Origin of the sequence: Pseudoalteromonas sp. SG43-7 (assembly GCF_014164295.1) — a bacterium.
Lineage (GTDB): Bacteria > Pseudomonadota > Gammaproteobacteria > Enterobacterales > Alteromonadaceae > Pseudoalteromonas > Pseudoalteromonas rhizosphaerae.
In genome coordinates this window covers 1-17,511 of record NZ_JACJEY010000054.1, presented here as the reverse complement: position 1 = coordinate 17,511, position 17,511 = coordinate 1, and the positions used below count along the sequence as shown (strand labels likewise).

Here is a 17,511-nt window from a genome sequence, read left to right as displayed (position 1 = left end):
AAACTTAGCGCCCCTTGAAAAGAGGCCTATTGAATACAGTGCGTATCGGAACATACCAATTAGAGAACAATGTAATTGTAGCGCCAATGGCGGGAATTACTGATAGACCATTTAGACAACTTTGTCGCCGCTTAGGTGCGGGGCTTGCCGTGTCTGAAATGCTCTCGTCGAATCCTTTGGTATGGAAAACCGAGAAATCGATGAACCGTATGGATCATAGTGGTGAATCGGGAATACGTGCGGTGCAAATCGCAGGAGCTGATCCCGAGCTTATGGCTCAGGCTGCACAATTCAATGTAACTAATGGTGCACAGATCATAGATATAAATATGGGGTGCCCAGCAAAGAAAGTGAACAAGAAACTCGCAGGCTCAGCCCTATTACAGTTTCCTGATTTAGTGGAAGAGATTATTGATGCAGTGGTTAGCGCTGTTGATGTACCTGTAACACTAAAAATCCGTACAGGATGGGATCAGGACAACCGTAACGGTGTCGAGATTGCGAGAATAGCTGAACGTTATGGCATAGCTTCATTGGCCGTACATGGGCGTACACGCGCATGTATGTACAAAGGTGAAGCTGAATACGCCACTATTAGGGATATTAAACGTTCAGTGTCGATACCTGTCGTTGCAAATGGAGATATAACGTCTCCTGAAAAAGCAAAACAGGTTTTGGACTATACGGGTGCAGATGCCATTATGATTGGTCGAGCCGCCCAAGGTCGCCCTTGGATATTTAGGGAGATAGACCACTATTTGCGAACCGGTGAACATTTACCTGTGCCTCCAATTGAGGAAGTACGTGGTATTTTGATGGAACACTTAGTGAACCTTCATGCGTTTTACGGCGAACCAATGGGAGCGCGCATCGCTCGCAAACATGTATCTTGGTATTTGCAAACCCATGACAGTGACGGTCAGTTTAGGCGAGTATTTAATGCTCTCGATAATCCACAGGCACAAATCGAGACATTAGAGCAATACTTTAAAACACTAGCAGCTAACTAAGAAAGAAAGAGATATAAACAATGTTCGAACAAAACGTGACTTCTCCATTTATCACTAACCCTCATGTTCAGTCACACGAGAAACCGCAGCCATTACGCGATGCAGTGAAGAAAGCTGTTCATCACTATTTAAAACAGCTTAACGGTCAAGATGTGCAAGACGTTTACGACCTTGTTCTTTCAGAGCTAGAAGCACCATTACTTGAAGAAGTAATGACTTACACACGTGGCAACCAAACACGTGCGGCAATCTTACTAGGTATCAACCGCGGTACTTTACGTAAGAAACTAAAGAAATACGGCATGAACTAATACCGTGTTGTGATTTATCACAACATTCGTTTGAAAAAGCACCTTCGGGTGCTTTTTTTATATCTTTAAAAATCCTCAAAAAAGCGTCTAATTGCAAAATCCTCACTCTGTATACCCAAATGACTTGTGTATAAATATCGTTTTTTAAGCGATATTCAGTTAAAATAGCGCCTTTCTAAGCTAGCTCAAACACTGAGGTAATCAAACTACAATGGATACACATCGTCCAATTCGTCGCGCACTACTAAGTGTGTCAGATAAAACCGGTATTGTTGAATTTGCTCGCGCTCTTGAATCACAAGGCGTAGACATCTTATCAACTGGCGGTACTTGTAAATTACTTGCTGATAACGGCATTAAAGTCACTGAAGTATCTGACCACACAGGTCACCCTGAGATCATGGATGGTCGCGTAAAAACTCTTCACCCAAAAATTCATGGCGGCATTTTAGCGCGTCGTGGTCAAGATGAAGATGTAATGGACGCTCATAACATCTCAGCTATCGATATCGTTGTAGTTAACTTATACCCCTTTGCGAATACAGTCGCTCAAGAAAACTGCAGCCTTGAAGATGCCATTGAGAACATTGATATCGGCGGCCCAACGATGGTGCGTGCTGCGGCCAAAAACCACAAAGACGTGACTATTGTAGTAAACGCCAAAGATTACGACCGCGTGATCAGCGAAATGCAAAGCAACAATGGTTCAACTACATACAAAACACGTTTTGATCTTGCCATTGCAGCTTACGAGCACACCGCGCAGTACGATGGCATGATTGCTAACTACTTCGGTAAGATGGTTGCTGATTACACTGATGAAGCAGCTGAGGAAACTAAATTCCCACGCACTATCAATATGCAGTTTACTAAAAAACAAGACATGCGCTACGGTGAAAATTCACACCAAGATGCAGCTTTTTATGTTGAAAACGACGTTCAAGAAGCGTCTGTTGCAACTGCCATACAACTGCAAGGTAAAGCACTTTCTTTCAATAATATTGCTGATACAGATGCAGCTCTTGAATGTGTGAAAGAATTTGATGTACCAGCCTGTGTTATTGTTAAACATGCTAACCCTTGTGGCGTTTCAATCGGTGACAACATCCTTGAAGCCTATGATCGCGCATTCAAAACCGATCCTACGTCAGCATTTGGTGGCATCATCGCCTTTAACCAAGAGCTTGATGCTGATACCGCTGAAGCGATTGTGTCTCGTCAATTCGTTGAAGTGATCATTGCGCCTAAAGTATCAGAAGCTGCGGCACAAATTATTTCGGCTAAGCAAAATGTACGCTTACTAGAGTGTGGCCAATGGTCAGGCAAAGCGACAGGTCATGACATCAAACGCGTTAATGGCGGTGTACTCATCCAAGACCGTGATTTAGGTATGGTAACGCAAGGCGACTTAACGGTTGTGTCTAAGCGCCAGCCTACTGAGCAAGAACTTAAAGACTTATTATTCTGCTGGAAAGTGGCTAAATTTGTTAAATCAAACGCCATTGTTTATGCCCGTGACGGTATGACCATTGGTGTAGGCGCAGGCCAAATGAGCCGCGTTTACTCAGCTAAAATTGCCGGAATTAAAGCCGCTGATGAAAACCTTGAAGTTAAAGGTTCAGTAATGGCATCTGATGCGTTCTTCCCATTCCGTGATGGTATTGATGCAGCTGCAGAGGCTGGTATTACTGCGGTAATCCAACCAGGTGGTTCAATGCGCGATGAAGAAGTTATCGCTGCCGCTGACGAAGCTGGTATGGCAATGGTGTTTACTGGCATGCGTCACTTCCGCCATTAATCACACAAAGAGCTAACTGCATCAGTTAGCTCTTTTTGTTTGCTACAAATTCACGTATTCTGCTTATTCTATAACCTATTCTAAAAATATAATGTGAAGGAACAGACGATGAAATTTGCACTAAAATCTCTACTTGTTGCCACCCTTGCGATGACATCAACTATGGCTATTAGCCATGAGCATGGCCATGATTCAGCATTAAATAATGCAGTTAAATCAAGCGAGCGCAGCAGTGATCGCGATCAATACCGCCACCCTGTCGAAACATTAGAGTTTTTTGGTTTTAAACCAACTATGACTGTTGTTGAGATTGCGCCTGGCGGCGGCTGGTACAGTGAAATTTTAGCGCCAGCACTGAAAGAGCAAGGCACTTATTATGCCGCGCATTTCCCTGCTGACTCATCGGTGGGTTATTACCAACGAGCTCTAGCTGGCTTTAAAAAGAAAATTGCTGAAGATGAGCGATTCAATAAAGTAAAGCTGACTGAATTCGCCCCTTCAACACATTTAGACATTGCCCCGGCGAGCAGCGCAGACATGGTGTTAACCTTCCGCAATGTACATAATTGGTATATGAGCAAAGATAAAGACGCCGCAGCTAATGCATTTAAGTCTTTTTACAAAGCACTTAAACCAGGTGGTACTTTAGGTGTGGTTGAGCATCGCCTACCTGAAGCGCAAGCTGATGAAATGCAAAAGTCATCAGGTTATATGAAGCAAAGCGTGGTAATCGAACTTGCTAAACAAGCAGGCTTTGAACTTGCAGCAAGCAGTGACATAAATGCAAACTCACTTGATACAGCCGATCACCCACAGGGTGTATGGACCCTTCCACCAAGCCTTAAACTTGGCGAGCAAGATGCCGCTAAATATAAAGCTATTGGTGAAAGCGACCGCATGACGCTGAAATTTAAAAAACCGCTTTAAATAGGATATTCGCCATGAATGTATTAGTCATTGGCAGCGGCGGCCGCGAACACGCACTTGCGTTCAAAGCCGCTCAAAATACAAAAGTAAACACTGTTTATGTTGCACCAGGTAATGCCGGTACAGCGCTTGAACCCAAGCTTGAGAATGTTGCCATTAACGTTGAAGATCTCGATGGCCTACTTAGCTTTGCACAAAACAATAATGTTGAGCTAACCATTGTTGGACCTGAAGTACCATTAGTACTTGGCGTGGTAGATAAATTCCGTGAACACGGTTTAGCTATCTTTGGCCCAACAGCAGGCGCTGCGCAACTAGAAGGCTCTAAGTCATTCACTAAAGACTTTTTAGCCCGTCATGCTATCCCAACTGCGGATTATCAAACGTTTGAACAAATCGCCCCTGCGCTTGCTTATTTAAAAGAAAAAGGCGCGCCGATTGTAATCAAAGCTGATGGTCTTGCCGCAGGTAAAGGCGTCATTGTTGCCATGACTGAAGTTGAGGCTGAAGATGCTATTCGCGATATGCTAGCCGGTAACGCTTTTGGTGAAGCTGGCAGCCGCGTGGTAATCGAAGAGTTCTTAGAAGGTGAAGAAGCCTCATTTATCGTGATGGTTGATGGTAAAAACGTATTACCTTTTGCTACCAGCCAAGACCACAAACGCGCTTATAATGGCGATCAAGGTCCGAACACTGGCGGTATGGGGGCATACTCACCAGCGCCAGTGGTAACCGATGAAATTCATCAGCGCATTATGAACGAAGTGATCTACCCAACAGTAGAAGGTATGGCAAGCGAAGGCCATCCTTACACTGGCTTCCTCTATGCTGGTTTGATGATCGATGACTCTGGGACCCCTAAAGTAATCGAATACAATTGCCGTTTTGGTGATCCTGAAACACAACCTATGATGCTTCGTTTACAGTCTGACTTAGTTGAACTGATTGAAGCAGCTAATCGTGTTGAACTTGATAAAACGACGATTGAGTTTGACTCACGCGCAGCAGTGGGTGTGGTACTTGCAGCTAAAGGCTACCCTGATAACTACCCAAAAGGTGATGCAATCAGTGGCTTGAAAGTAACCTACCCAGAAGGCGAAAAAGTCTTCCATGCGGGTACTAAGCAAGACGGCGATAACGTAGTGACTGCCGGTGGCCGAGTATTATGTGCAACGGCGCTAGGTAACACAGTTACCGAAGCGCAGCAACGTGCCTACCAACTAGTTGATGAAATTAGCTGGCAAGGTATGGAATACCGTACAGATATTGCTTATCGCGCTATTGCTCGCGAAAAATAGGTCTAACCAGCAGCTATTAATAATAAGCGCAGTTTATCTGCGCTTTTTTAGTGCTACACTAAAACCGTGATGTATTACATATAAGTAGCACCTTGGAACAACAGCCATTTAAATACCATATTATTGCATTGTTTATTTTGAGCATACTATTGTTCATCGTATATACGTTTGCGAATCATTTAGCCACCCCTACTCGCTATACAATCAATAAAACAGCTGCGGTTTATTTAGCGCAAAGCTATCGCATAGATCCATCAAAATCATTAACACTTACAGCATTTTTAGACGAATCTAATTCACGTATTGCAGAGCCCTTTGACACCATTCCATGGGGGCTAAAATCTCAAAACTATTGGCTGCTGATGAAGTTAGACAATAGGACAGCAGTATCAAAAGAGCTTTACGCCCACTTTGATAATCCGATGATTGATTATTTGACTGTTTATCAACTCGATAACCAAGGCCAGTTAATTAACACCTTTAATTTAGGCGATCGGCAAACAGGATTAAGCTTATTTGAATACAGTGTACCGCATATAGAATTTACTGTTGCCGCACAAAACCAGAGTTTTTTGGTCATAAAAATAGACACTACAGGGATCAGTAAAACCCCAATTAACTTATATGGCGAGGCTGAATTTAAAGATTTACTCCGTGCACAAACCGCTATCTGGGGCATTTTTGTTGGCGTACTAATCATGGCGGCTTTATATAATTTAGTACTGTATTTTGGTATTCGTGATCGGGTTTATCTTATTTATATTGGCTACATACTGTCAGCGTTGATCCTAATGGGCTCGGTATTAGGCTTTGGTTTTTACTTATGGCCAGTATCCTTACAAAAGCTTTTTAACCTCCATATAGTGGTAAGTAATTACGCCATCGCATTTTTTACGCTGTCATTTTGTACTATGTTTTTACGTTATCATAAAGATAAATGCTGGCGCTATAAACTAAGCCTAATACTATTGGGCTTAATGTTCGTTTTAGGGTTCGCCAGCTTTTTCATTGTTGAATATATTTCTTCGCAAATATTTTTTGCTGTGTTGGTATTACTCTATATTGTTTGTATTATTTTAATTTACAACAAACTACTTAGCGGCTTTCGTTGGGCTAAGTTTTATATGATCTCGTGGATCCCACTGATCATTGGCGCTGCAATCCAACCTTTAGAACTAACAGGCGTATTAGAATATAGCTTCACCACCCGCCATGCTTTTTTGGTTGCGATTCTTTGTGAAGTCATCTTAATGGCTATGGCGCTTGCCGATAGAGTGCGCTATCAACGAGAAAAGGCGTTGTACCACGCCACTCATACAGAACAAACCAAGTTATTAAACAGTGCTATGCTAAAACAAGCCTATATGACTTTACAGCTCAATCAGCGCACAGCAAGCTTATGCTTAATTAGAATTACTGATTTTAATTCTCTCAGTCATATTTTAAATCAAACTCAAAGCTGTCAGCTCGTTGTTGCTATAGCTAAATCTCTTGAGCTGCAACTGAGTAAAGAGCGCGAGTTTATCAATTTAGATAACAATTTAGATACCTATCCGCGGATTGCCGATTTGAGCAACGGTGTGCTAGCATTCATTTCAATTAAAACTCAAAGTGCGCAATCACTGCATGATAAATTAACCAAAATCCGCAAAAGCTTACCGAAGCATCATCCAGTGCAAGGGTTTGATTTACAGTTAAACTACGCAATGGGTTATTGTATCCTAGATGGTGAAAGTGGCTTTGATACATGGTTGCAAAATGGCTATTTTTCATTAACCGAAGCGCCACAAACAAGCTATCCAAATAATCACTCAAAAGTAATGCCTGTCACTATGAACATTAGCTTAGCGGCTGCATTCCAAAATGCCTTAAAAACGAACCAGTTAACTATTTATCATCAGCCACAAATAGATTTACGCAGCGGCCAAACGATTGGCAGTGAAGCCTTATTGCGCTGGCCTAATGCTCCTTATGAACAAATCAATATTGAAGCTTTAATTCTATTAGCTGAACGTACTGGTCTTATCAATGAACTTACATTATGGGTGCTCGATCAGGCTTGCCAAGATATCGCTAAGTTTAATCACGCAGGTTTTTTTAAGCATAAAGTAAGCGTTAATTTAAGTGCTAAAAACTTAATGATCCATAATTTAATTGAGAAAATTGAAAACACTTTACTCAAACATAACGTTCCTGCTAAACAACTTAAATTTGAACTTACTGAGTCAGCTTTAATTGCAAACCAACAGCAAATGATTAGCTTAGTTGAACAATTAACCCGCCTTGGTATTGAAGTGATTTTAGATGATTTTGGCACTGGCTATTCGTCACTAAATTGTTTTGTTAGCTACAACTTTTCAACCTTAAAAGTAGATAAATCATTTATTATAGGTCTCCCTACTCACAGTGCTAATCGAGTAATTGTTAAGGCTGCGATAGAAATGGCGCATAGTTTGGGTTTAAAAGTTACCGTCGAGGGAGTTGAAGATGTCACAACACAACAACTTTTAAAGGCCATGGGGGCAGACTACGGGCAAGGCTACTATTACTCCAAAGCCATCGCTGTGGATGACTATTTGCTGTGGTTAGCTGAAAATAAACAAGCTAATTAAGTAAAATTGCCACATGTTTAAGGATTACTGATAGAATCCTCTTTTTCACATCTTTAGGGGCGTAAAGATGCAAGGCACTATCAAAAAATTAAAATCATCGCTAACACAACCGATTCAGTATCATTTGCCTGTGGGTGATGAGTTGGTCGATCTTAATGCCTATATTGGCAAGCAACTTACACTGACTTTTAATGGCGCTATTGTATGTTCTAGCTGCGGTAAAAAAACCAAAAAAAGTTACTCGCAAGGTCATTGTTTTGTATGTATGCGTAAGCTTGCTAGCTGCGATATGTGCATTATGAAACCTGAAACATGTCACTTTGACCAAGGTACTTGTCGTGAGCCACAGTGGGGCGAAGAAAACTGTATGATCCCACATTATGTCTATCTTGCGAACACGTCAGGGCTGAAAGTGGGGATCACCCGTCATACACAAATTCCAACCCGCTGGATTGACCAAGGTGCAACGCAAGCACTGCCAATATTCAAAGTACAAACGCGCTTACAATCAGGATTAGTTGAAGTTGCCTTAGCACAATTTATTGCCGATAAAACCAATTGGCGTAATATGCTCAAAGGACAAAGCGATGTCCTTGATTTAAAAGCTGCTGCGGCAGAACTTATTCCACAAATTGCCGATAAACTAAATGAACTTGCAGAGCTCTTTGGTGCTACAGCGATAGAACAACTTGATGAAGAAGTGGTTGAATTAGAGTTTCCAGTTACTACCTACCCAACCAAAATCAGTTCATTTAATTTTGATAAAGAACCGGTCGTCAGTGGTATTTTAAACGGTATTAAAGGCCAGTACTTGATCTTTGATACTGGCGTTATCAACATTCGTAAATTTACTTCTTACGATATCACCGTAGGTTGATTTTGCAGCTGATAAAATTCAAACCATTGCCGCTGCGTTAACGGGCGGCAATAGTAATAGCCTTGGATCACATCGCAGCCTAAATCCAATAAGTAACTATACTGGGCAAGCTTTTCAACCCCTTCAGCGATAACTTGTAAATTAAGACTATTCGCCATTGCCACTATCGCGGCAACAATCTCACTATTACCGTATTCATCGGGTACTTTAGCAATAAAGCTGGCATCTATCTTTAATGTATCTATGGGTAATTTTGTAAGGTAACTCAGTGCCGAATAGCCGGTACCAAAGTCATCTAGCGCAATCTGTATGCCCATTTTTTTAAGTTGCCACAACTCTCTTTTCGCCTGACTAAACGAGCTAATAAAACTACTTTCAGTTAACTCTATTTCAAGACAATTTCCCGATAAATTATAGCGCTGGAGCATTTTTTCAACGTTACTTGATAAACTTCCCTGACTAAGATGGCAAGCTGAGATATTAATTGCCAACCGACCAGCCGTTATTCCTTGTTGTTGCCATAATGCCAATTGCATGCCTGCATTATTGAGCACCCAGAGATCCAGCTTTACAATTAGACCGAGTTCTTCCGCCAATGGAATAAACTGTGCAGGCGATATTATGCCAAGCGCGGGATCTTGCCAACGTAAGAGTGCTTCAACACCTTTGATAGCTTTACTTCTTAAACACTGTTTAGGCTGAAAATATAGTTCAAATTCATCATTTTCGAGCGCATATTGAAACCGGCTCATCATCGCCAAGCGCTCTAAAGAGCGTGCATTCATCGATGCTTTAAATAACTGAAATGAGTTTCTACCCACTTCTTTAGAGCGATACATGGCAATATCAGCATGTTTTAGTAAAGTTTCACTATCGAGACCATCATCAGGATAGACCGCTGCACCGATTGATGCTGTCGCGCCTACCTCAAGCCCTTCGAGCTGAAAAGGAGTGTTTAAGTTATTTAAAATTTGATCGGCTAAACTAATCACAGCGCTAATGTCTTCAATCTCGCACAGCACCACAAATTCGTCGCCACCTAAACGTGCTAAAGTATCACCTTCACATAATACGTTTTGCAGCCGTATTGCCACCATTTTTAATAACTCATCCCCAGCGCTATGCCCTAAGCTATCATTGATTTCCTTAAACCGATCTAGGTCAATAAACATCACTGCTAACATGTCATTATTACGATGTGCAGCAGCTAATGCCATAGTTAACCTGTCATTAAATAAGCGCCTATTAGGCAAGCCAGTTAGCTCATCAAAATAAGCTAACTGAACGATTTTGTCTTCTGCAGTTTTACGTTCAGTGATATCGCTAAAAATCGCCGCATACACTAGCTCATCATCATTTGGCTCGCGGATAGCAATAATAGTTAGCCATTCAACATACAAATCACCATTTTTTTTACGATTGCATATTTCCCCTTGCCACACACCAGTTTGGGTAATGGATTGCCACATTTTTACGTAGAAATTTTTACCGTGCTTTCCGGAGCTTAGAATTCTAGGGTGTTTGCCGACCACTTCATATTCTTGATAGCCAGTAAGGGCGGTAAAAGCAGGATTAACTTGCATGATCACACCATCTTGTTGGGTGATCATAATGCCATCAAGTGACGCATCAATTATTTTATTCGCGAGATACAAATTACGCTGTGAATGCTGAAGATCCATATCACGTTGTTCAAGTACTTTTTCAAGATCACTGCAATAAGCGCTTTCTATTTCATTAACAAGATGCTCAATGGCGAGCACCCCTTTAATCTCCAAATCGTCACTGACCACTAAATGGCGTACATTGTTAGTAGACATTAACCGATATGCATCGAATAAACTGCTTTTTGAGCTTACCCGATACAAGGGCCGACTTGCAAAACTCCAACATGACGCATTACTATCGGGTTCGACGATCAAATGCAGTAAATCTCGCTGGGTGATAATGCCATGTTCGTCTTGCTGCTGGTTATACACTAAAATAACTTGGGCGGTTCGCTCGCGCATCATTTCAACGCCTTCACTGAGCGTCAAATAACTAGGTACCACTAACACATCTTTATGATATTGCTCTTTGATTGGTCTAAATTGTAAATAGTGATCAAGCCCTTGATTACGTACAATATCACTAATACTAATAACGCCGCATGGTAGCTCATCATCATCCACAACTAATAAATGACGAACACTGTGTTGATAAAAAATAAGCGCGGCATCACACAGTAATTGCTGACAGGAGATTTTCAATACCGGGCTACTCATTACGCTTTGAATTTCAATATGTTTAAGGTTGCTGTCAGTAAAATCTAGTTTAATGCAATCTGCTTCAGTCCAAATACCAACGATTTCTTGCCGTTTTTTTATAAAAATTGCACTTATATTATGAACCTGCATCAACCGTACAGCATCAACTAAAGAGGTATCGGTGGAACAACATACTAATTTGCTTGAAAAGATATCTGATACCTGTTGAGGGTGGCGAGTTTGTTTCATAATATTCGTCCTTAGTATAATACGAACTATAATTATATTATTATATTGCTCGCGCTATTTGATACAGGACAATAAATACATGCATACTTACTTCCCTTACTTGATATGTAGTGACAACGAGCTAGAAATTATTAATGAACAACGGGATTTAAATGACTATCTACACAGTTTAACCGCTGAACAACAGCAACACTGTGTGATATTGAATAAACAAGGCGAATATTTTGATTTAGCATTTAACCTTGCAACACCGCTGACTAACATAGAGTTAGCTCGCAGAGTAACGCAGCACTTAGCACAAGAAGGACACTGCTGCTTAACTAAAATAACCAGCCTAACAGCTTCCCAAGCATTTGATCTATTAGGAATAAAATAGCACGTTTAGTTGCATCAGCCGTTTTATCCATGAGTTTAGTCGCCTGTGGTGGCAGCGATAACAATAAAGAACAGCAAACCCCACCAGCGACTTCTACACCGGTAACCTAGTAATTACAGTTTATTTATTACAAATAAAGAAAAAGCTTACTATCATGAACACGCCTTTAATATTGATTTAACGCATATCGTTTACAGTGATAAAAATGATATTATAAACATCTCGTTATACTCAGCTCAGTAAGGCATATAGCAATGAGTACACCTAATTTATCAAGACGCATGCGCAGGCTTCGCCACAGTGACGCAATGCGACAGTTAGTACGCGAATTTGATTTTAATATTGGCGATCTTATCCATCCTATTTTTATCGAAGAGTCGTTAACTGAAAGTCTAGAAATATCCACTATGCCTGGTATACAGCGCATTCCTGAACATGCATTAGCCCAAGAAATTACTGAACTGCATAGATTAGGAATTCAGTATGTTATGCCTTTTGGCATATCGCATCATAAAGACAGTGTTGGCAGTGATACATGGCACGATGATGGTTTACTGGCACGTATGATTAAAACAATCAAACAAACATGCCCCGAGATGATGGTAATACCCGACATTTGTTTTTGTGAATATACAGATCATGGACACTGTGGCGTTGTTGAAGATAATCAAGTTTGTAACGACGAAACTGTTGCTAATCTTGTAAAGCAGAGTGTGTGCGCAGCAAAAGCAGGTGCCGATATGCTAGCCCCATCTGCGATGATGGATGGTCAAGTTAAAGCTATTCGAGCAGGCCTTGATAATGCAGGGTTTGAACATGTTGCCATTTTAGCTCACGCCATTAAATTTGCTTCATCTTTCTATGGTCCATTTAGAGCTGCTGTTGATTGTGAATTAAGCGGTGATCGCAAAGGCTATCAAATGGATTACGCAAATATTCGTCAAGCGCTTCAAGAAGCCCTTCTTGATGAACAAGAAGGCGCTGATATTCTAATGGTGAAACCAGGCACGCCCTATCTTGATGTCCTTAGCAGCTTGAGAGAGAAAACAAACTTACCTTTAGCTGCCTACCAAGTTGGTGGTGAGTATGCCGCTATTAAATTTGCAGCATTAGCAGGTGCCCTTGATGAAAAAAAAGTGGTATTTGAAACACTGACCGGCTTCAAACGTGCAGGCGCTGATTTAATAGTGAGTTATTATACAAAACAAGTTGCACAGTGGTTAAAAGAATAACCGTTGTCACTTTTTGGGCATGTAACATTTTAGAACACGCTAACCCTATATTGGCTTAGTTTAAACCTACGTAAATATCTTAACGTGTTACATGCGCAAAAATTAAAAAACAAAACTTGATCTCGTAAATCATAATTTGTCTTGTTTTATAGAGTGGGGATAAGTAATGTTTGCTGTGTTTTTACAAATATTGCTCATAGATAACCGATAAAAAGAGTCAATAATCACCACAACTTTGAATACTCAAGGAAGTACTATGTTCAAAAAATTTACTAGTAAGCTTTTCGGTGAAGATAAACAAATAACCATCAAAGATTTATTAATAGTTGCTTGCCAAGGCTATAACCATACGCAAACAGGCTTAGCCGCTAAGGTTGCTCATTACTTAGTAACAGGAGAAGGAGCTGATTGTCTTAACATATTAAATCAACTACCTAATTCGCGCCATTCGCAACTGCCAGGCCACTACTCGGTAAATAATAATGGCGAGTATGATAGACGCTCTTTAGTAGCCATGCAGCATGTTTTAAAGTCAGCTACAGGCCATCAAAACGACTTTTTACATCGTTTAGGTTTAGTAACAGAGGCGATTGCAAAGCATCACTATTTAAATCATATGGAGTCTAAACTAACAGGCTGGTTTGCCTTCTTACTGTTTTATTTTAACCAACACACTGATTTTGAATATGACACCAAGGCAACTCAATTCCCTAGTCGTGATGAACTGCTTACGCTGCTAGAAACGTATGACCAACCCCTATGGTATATTGATGCCTATATTCTTGAGCGCTCCTATGCACAAAGAGGCCTTATCTATCCAGATCATTTGCTAGCTAATAGTGATTGGATAACGATTTGTTCAACACCTGAAAAATGCCAACAACTACAAAAAATCGATGCCAGCGGTCGTAATACGCTTTGCCAGTTTCTACTTAAGCAGCCGGTAATTCCAACTTCGTTATTACCGTTTTTAGCACAGCTTAGCGCTGATAAGTCCAGTCAGGTGCGTCTGTCAGCGAACAGTGTGATCCGTAAAATCGATGATGCACAATGCCTTGAGTTTTTCTCTGAACATTATGAAAAGGCTAATGCAAGCACACGAACTCACTGGATAAGCAGTGTGGTTGAGTGTAGTAATGCATTAACATTACTTGAAACATGGCAAGCCACTGAAAAAACAGCATCAGTACACACTAAACTTACACTCGCCATTGAGCAATATCAGTTAAAGCAGCAAAGCGACAACTTTGATTGGCAGTTGCCTGCATACACAAACGTGAACTTTCACGGTGATTTCCCAGCGCATTGGGTTGAAGACTGTATGCAAAGCTTAGAAAAGCTAATTGCGCGTTCTGAACGATATATAAAAAACAGCAAGCCCGAAGCACCCGGCAGCTACTGGGCAAAGGCGATAGAGCGTGAAAAAGAAGAGCTTGCGGTATATAAAACGATCACTAAAGATGATGTTGTTCAAGCTTTAAACGCTCTAGAACAAGGTCAAAAGCTTGGTAATGACATCTTTTATGACATTATCGATGAAGCTAAATTACTCAAACAGCCAAACATTGCAATAGCACATTTTTTTCAACTGCAGAAAATTGGTAGATGGCACATTAATAATCTGTTAAATACAGCCAATACGAGCAAATTACTGCAAGAGAATCTTAGCGATGTTCGCCAATTACTGCCATTACTAGCAGAATTTAATTTTAGCGTTTGTGACTTAACGAACATACTTGTAAGTTCCCATGGTGAAGAGTTGGGTACTCGCCCATTGGCGTTAGAATCAATTGATGTGTGGCCCTTATTCGCCGAGTACCCAGAAACAATAGATTACGCACTTGATGGCCTATACACAAAGCTCATCCAGCAAGGAGATGGCACAAAGCCAACGATTATCGATCGCCTCGACTCCAAGGATAACTATATGGTTATCAACCAGACGCTGGCTTTATTAGCTGATTTTCCTAAACTTCCTCCCCATTGGTTACAACGCATCTATCAATTAGCGTTTGATAGTCGAAAATCAGTGCGCTTCACGGCCCAAACGACCGCACAAAAGCATGGCATCGTTGTTGAGCGAGTCAGCAAAAAATTACTATCAAGCGGCAATGATACTCGTAGTATTGCAGCAAAATGGCTGCAAACACTGGCGCTCAGTGATGCCCAACCAGCACTACAACAAGCAATTAGAAAAGAAAAAGATACCGCAATTCGTGCGCAAATGTTAGATGCCTTGCAGCAATGTGGCGGTGATATTAGTGAATTTACCTCACCAACTGCATTGGCTGAAGAAGCAACTGCAGGGCTTCAAAAAGCAGTGCCTAAAAATATGCTTTGGCTGCAACGAGATAGGCTACCTAGCTGTAAATTTGTTAATGGTGAAGCAGTCGACACTGATATTATTTATTGGTGGTGTGTGCTCGCCGTTAAACTAAAACAGCCTGAAGGCAGTAACTTGCTACATTTGTATTTATCACTGCTTGATGATAATAGCCAAGCACAACTCGCTCACTGTTTATTATCAGCATTTATCACCCAAGATACACTTTGCCCCACCGAGCAACAAGCGCATGAATACGCCCAAGCTCATAAGCAGCAAGAGTTTGATATGTATCAACGTTGGGCTCAAAGTGAATGGGGGAAACAGTACAAAACGCATACTTTGGAAGATGCATATAATGCGTGTTACAAACAGAAAAAGTCAGAGCTATTAGGTAGTGCTATTAAAGAAAAAGGTTTGCTCGCCTTAATTATTGGCGGTAAACCGAATGAGCTTTTAGCCCTACTACAACCCTACATGAAGCAGTATTATGTACGTCGTGCGCAGATTGAAGCAATATTGAGTGCTATCGCCAATATTAATGATCCGATAATTATTCAATTTATGCTGTCGTTATCGCGACGTTACCGCACCAAATCAATCCAAGAGTTAGCACGTCAGTTAGTTGATAAAATTGCCCAGCGAAACGGCTGGACGACCGATGAACTAGGCGATCGTACTATTCAAACTGCAGGCTTTGAAAACACGCAAGGGCCAACACCTTTTAATTTAGGTCAGCGTACGCTGCAACTCCAGCTAAGCGATGATCTTAAATTTCAACTACTCAACGAAGAAGGCAAGGTGCTTAAGTCACTGCCGCAAGCGCGTAAAGATGATGACGATGCAGCCATCAGCGAAACTAAAAAATGGTTTAGCAGCTGTAAAAAAGAGCTAAAACAGGTAATAACGCAACAAACTAGTCGTCTATATGAGTCTATGGTTACTGAGCGTCATTGGCCTGCAAGCGACTGGCAAGAATATTTACATCAGCATCCTATCATGTTTCGTTTACTGCAACGTACGCTTTGGCAAGTACAGCTTGATGATGGTTGGCACAGTTTTCGCCCCACAGAAGATGGCGCACTCATTGATACAGAAGATGATGAAATTGAATTACCAGCCCAGGCCACTATCCGCTTGCTAAGTGGTAATCAACTCAATAGTGAAGCAAGCCAAGCTTGGCAGGCCCACTTAAAAGATTACAAAATTAAACCGCTGTTTGAGCAACTCAAGTCGCTTGAAGTAAATATAGCTGCAGAACAGTTAGCATTGGATCATCATAAAGGCTTGATGACTGATACCTTCACACTACGCAGCTTATTGACCAAAAAAGACTACAAGCAAGGCGACCCAGAAGACGCAGGATTTTTTGATCATTACTATAAACTGTTTGATCAATTAGGACTTAGAGTTCAATTTGACTTCAGTGGTAACTGTGTCCCCGAAGAGAATGTTTCTGCAGCTATTTATAGCATCACAGTATGGCAATTTAATCCAAAAGCACGTGGCTGGAACCGCTATGATGCATTACCGCTTACTCAAGTCCCTGCTAATCTGCTTAACGCTATCGCCTTGGATTACGAAGAGGTGGCGAAAAAGTGTCATGCAGATCCACTGTGGCAGCAAAAGCTACCGTTTAATTAGCCGCTATAACAGTAAATGCTGGCCACATTAACGATGGCCAGCGTTTAGAAATCAAGATGATCTATCTAGCAAGGACGTTTTATGCTTAATACGTTAAACACGCCTCCGAACACAGACATTGCTGAGCTATTAACTCTTGCCTGTAAAGGCTATGAAATAGCAGAATCAGGTCTCGCTCATAACGTTGCACATTACTTATTACATGGGGAAAATCCCCGTTGTTTAACTACTTTAGCACAGCTTCCCGATACAAAAAGTAAACAGGCACCTGGTTGCTATGACTGGGAAGCAGCAGAAGCGATGTGGCAAGTACTCATGTCTATTCAAAGCCAGCAACTGGACTTTTTGCATCGCTTAGGTTTAGTCGTTGCCTGTTTTAACGAGCCCTATTTTGATGCGTTTAGCCATGTACTTTCAAGCTTTGATAACTGGTTTGCCTATCTTCTAAACTTCCTGAGCAGGAAATTTAAAACGCATACAGCGTCATCTGTAGAGCAATTACCCAATCGAAACACACTGCTGGAATTATTAAGGGTATATCAATTACCTAGCTGGTATATTGATGCTTTTATATTAGAGCGTAATAACAAGTATGTCGCAGCAGAGTA

General features: G+C 41.2%; 12 protein-coding genes. 11 read left to right on the top strand and 1 reads right to left on the bottom strand.

Annotated elements, in window-relative coordinates:
• The first annotated feature begins 38 nt into the window (after positions 1-38).
• The 7 genes from dusB to H5200_RS18875 all read left to right on the top strand — a co-directional run bounded on the left by dusB (position 39) and on the right by H5200_RS18875 (position 8,833).
• Positions 39-1,010 (top strand): tRNA dihydrouridine synthase DusB, encoded by a 972-nt coding sequence (gene dusB, locus H5200_RS18905; protein WP_179959235.1) that lies wholly within the window; start codon positions 39-41, stop codon positions 1,008-1,010.
• A 20-nt stretch (positions 1,011-1,030) separates the two neighbouring features.
• A complete protein-coding gene (fis, locus tag H5200_RS18900) occupies positions 1,031-1,321 on the top strand; it encodes a DNA-binding transcriptional regulator Fis (protein WP_002957804.1) in 291 nt (96 codons plus the stop codon).
• 211 nt (positions 1,322-1,532) lie between these two features.
• Positions 1,533-3,119 (top strand): bifunctional phosphoribosylaminoimidazolecarboxamide formyltransferase/IMP cyclohydrolase, encoded by a 1,587-nt coding sequence (purH, locus tag H5200_RS18895; protein ID WP_182717208.1) that lies wholly within the window; start codon positions 1,533-1,535, stop codon positions 3,117-3,119.
• 108 nt (positions 3,120-3,227) lie between these two features.
• Complete coding sequence (locus H5200_RS18890) at positions 3,228-4,046, top strand: class I SAM-dependent methyltransferase (protein ID WP_182717209.1); 819 nt, start codon at positions 3,228-3,230, stop codon at positions 4,044-4,046.
• A gap of 14 nt (positions 4,047-4,060) precedes the next feature.
• Complete coding sequence (gene purD / locus H5200_RS18885; protein WP_182762204.1) at positions 4,061-5,344, top strand: phosphoribosylamine--glycine ligase; 1,284 nt, start codon at positions 4,061-4,063, stop codon at positions 5,342-5,344.
• A gap of 92 nt (positions 5,345-5,436) precedes the next feature.
• Positions 5,437-7,956, top strand: coding sequence for an EAL domain-containing protein (locus H5200_RS18880; RefSeq protein ID WP_182762201.1), 2,520 nt, complete (start codon positions 5,437-5,439; stop codon positions 7,954-7,956).
• A 67-nt stretch (positions 7,957-8,023) separates the two neighbouring features.
• Complete coding sequence (locus tag H5200_RS18875; RefSeq protein WP_149983115.1) at positions 8,024-8,833, top strand: DUF2797 domain-containing protein; 810 nt, start codon at positions 8,024-8,026, stop codon at positions 8,831-8,833.
• On the opposite strand, the gene H5200_RS18870 is transcribed toward H5200_RS18875, so the two are convergent.
• A complete protein-coding gene (locus tag H5200_RS18870; protein ID WP_182762199.1) occupies positions 8,812-11,328 on the bottom strand; it encodes an EAL domain-containing protein in 2,517 nt (838 codons plus the stop codon). The two genes, H5200_RS18875 and H5200_RS18870, sit on opposite strands and share 22 nt — an antisense overlap.
• Positions 11,329-11,407: 79 nt before the next feature.
• Here H5200_RS18870 and H5200_RS18865 point away from each other — a divergent pair, with 79 nt between their 5' ends.
• The 4 genes from H5200_RS18865 to H5200_RS18850 form a co-directional block, all read left to right on the top strand.
• Entirely contained in the window at positions 11,408-11,704 is a 297-nt protein-coding gene (locus H5200_RS18865; RefSeq protein WP_182717213.1) for a DUF4144 family protein, read from the top strand.
• 254 nt (positions 11,705-11,958) lie between these two features.
• Complete coding sequence (hemB, locus tag H5200_RS18860) at positions 11,959-12,936, top strand: porphobilinogen synthase (protein ID WP_149983125.1); 978 nt, start codon at positions 11,959-11,961, stop codon at positions 12,934-12,936.
• A 256-nt stretch (positions 12,937-13,192) separates the two neighbouring features.
• Positions 13,193-16,903, top strand: a complete 3,711-nt coding sequence (locus tag H5200_RS18855; protein ID WP_182762198.1) for a DUF4132 domain-containing protein — start codon at positions 13,193-13,195, stop codon at positions 16,901-16,903.
• Between the two features lie 81 nt (positions 16,904-16,984).
• Positions 16,985-17,511, top strand: a 527-nt coding sequence (locus tag H5200_RS18850; RefSeq protein ID WP_182762196.1) for a hypothetical protein, incomplete at its 3' end; no start/stop codon positions are given.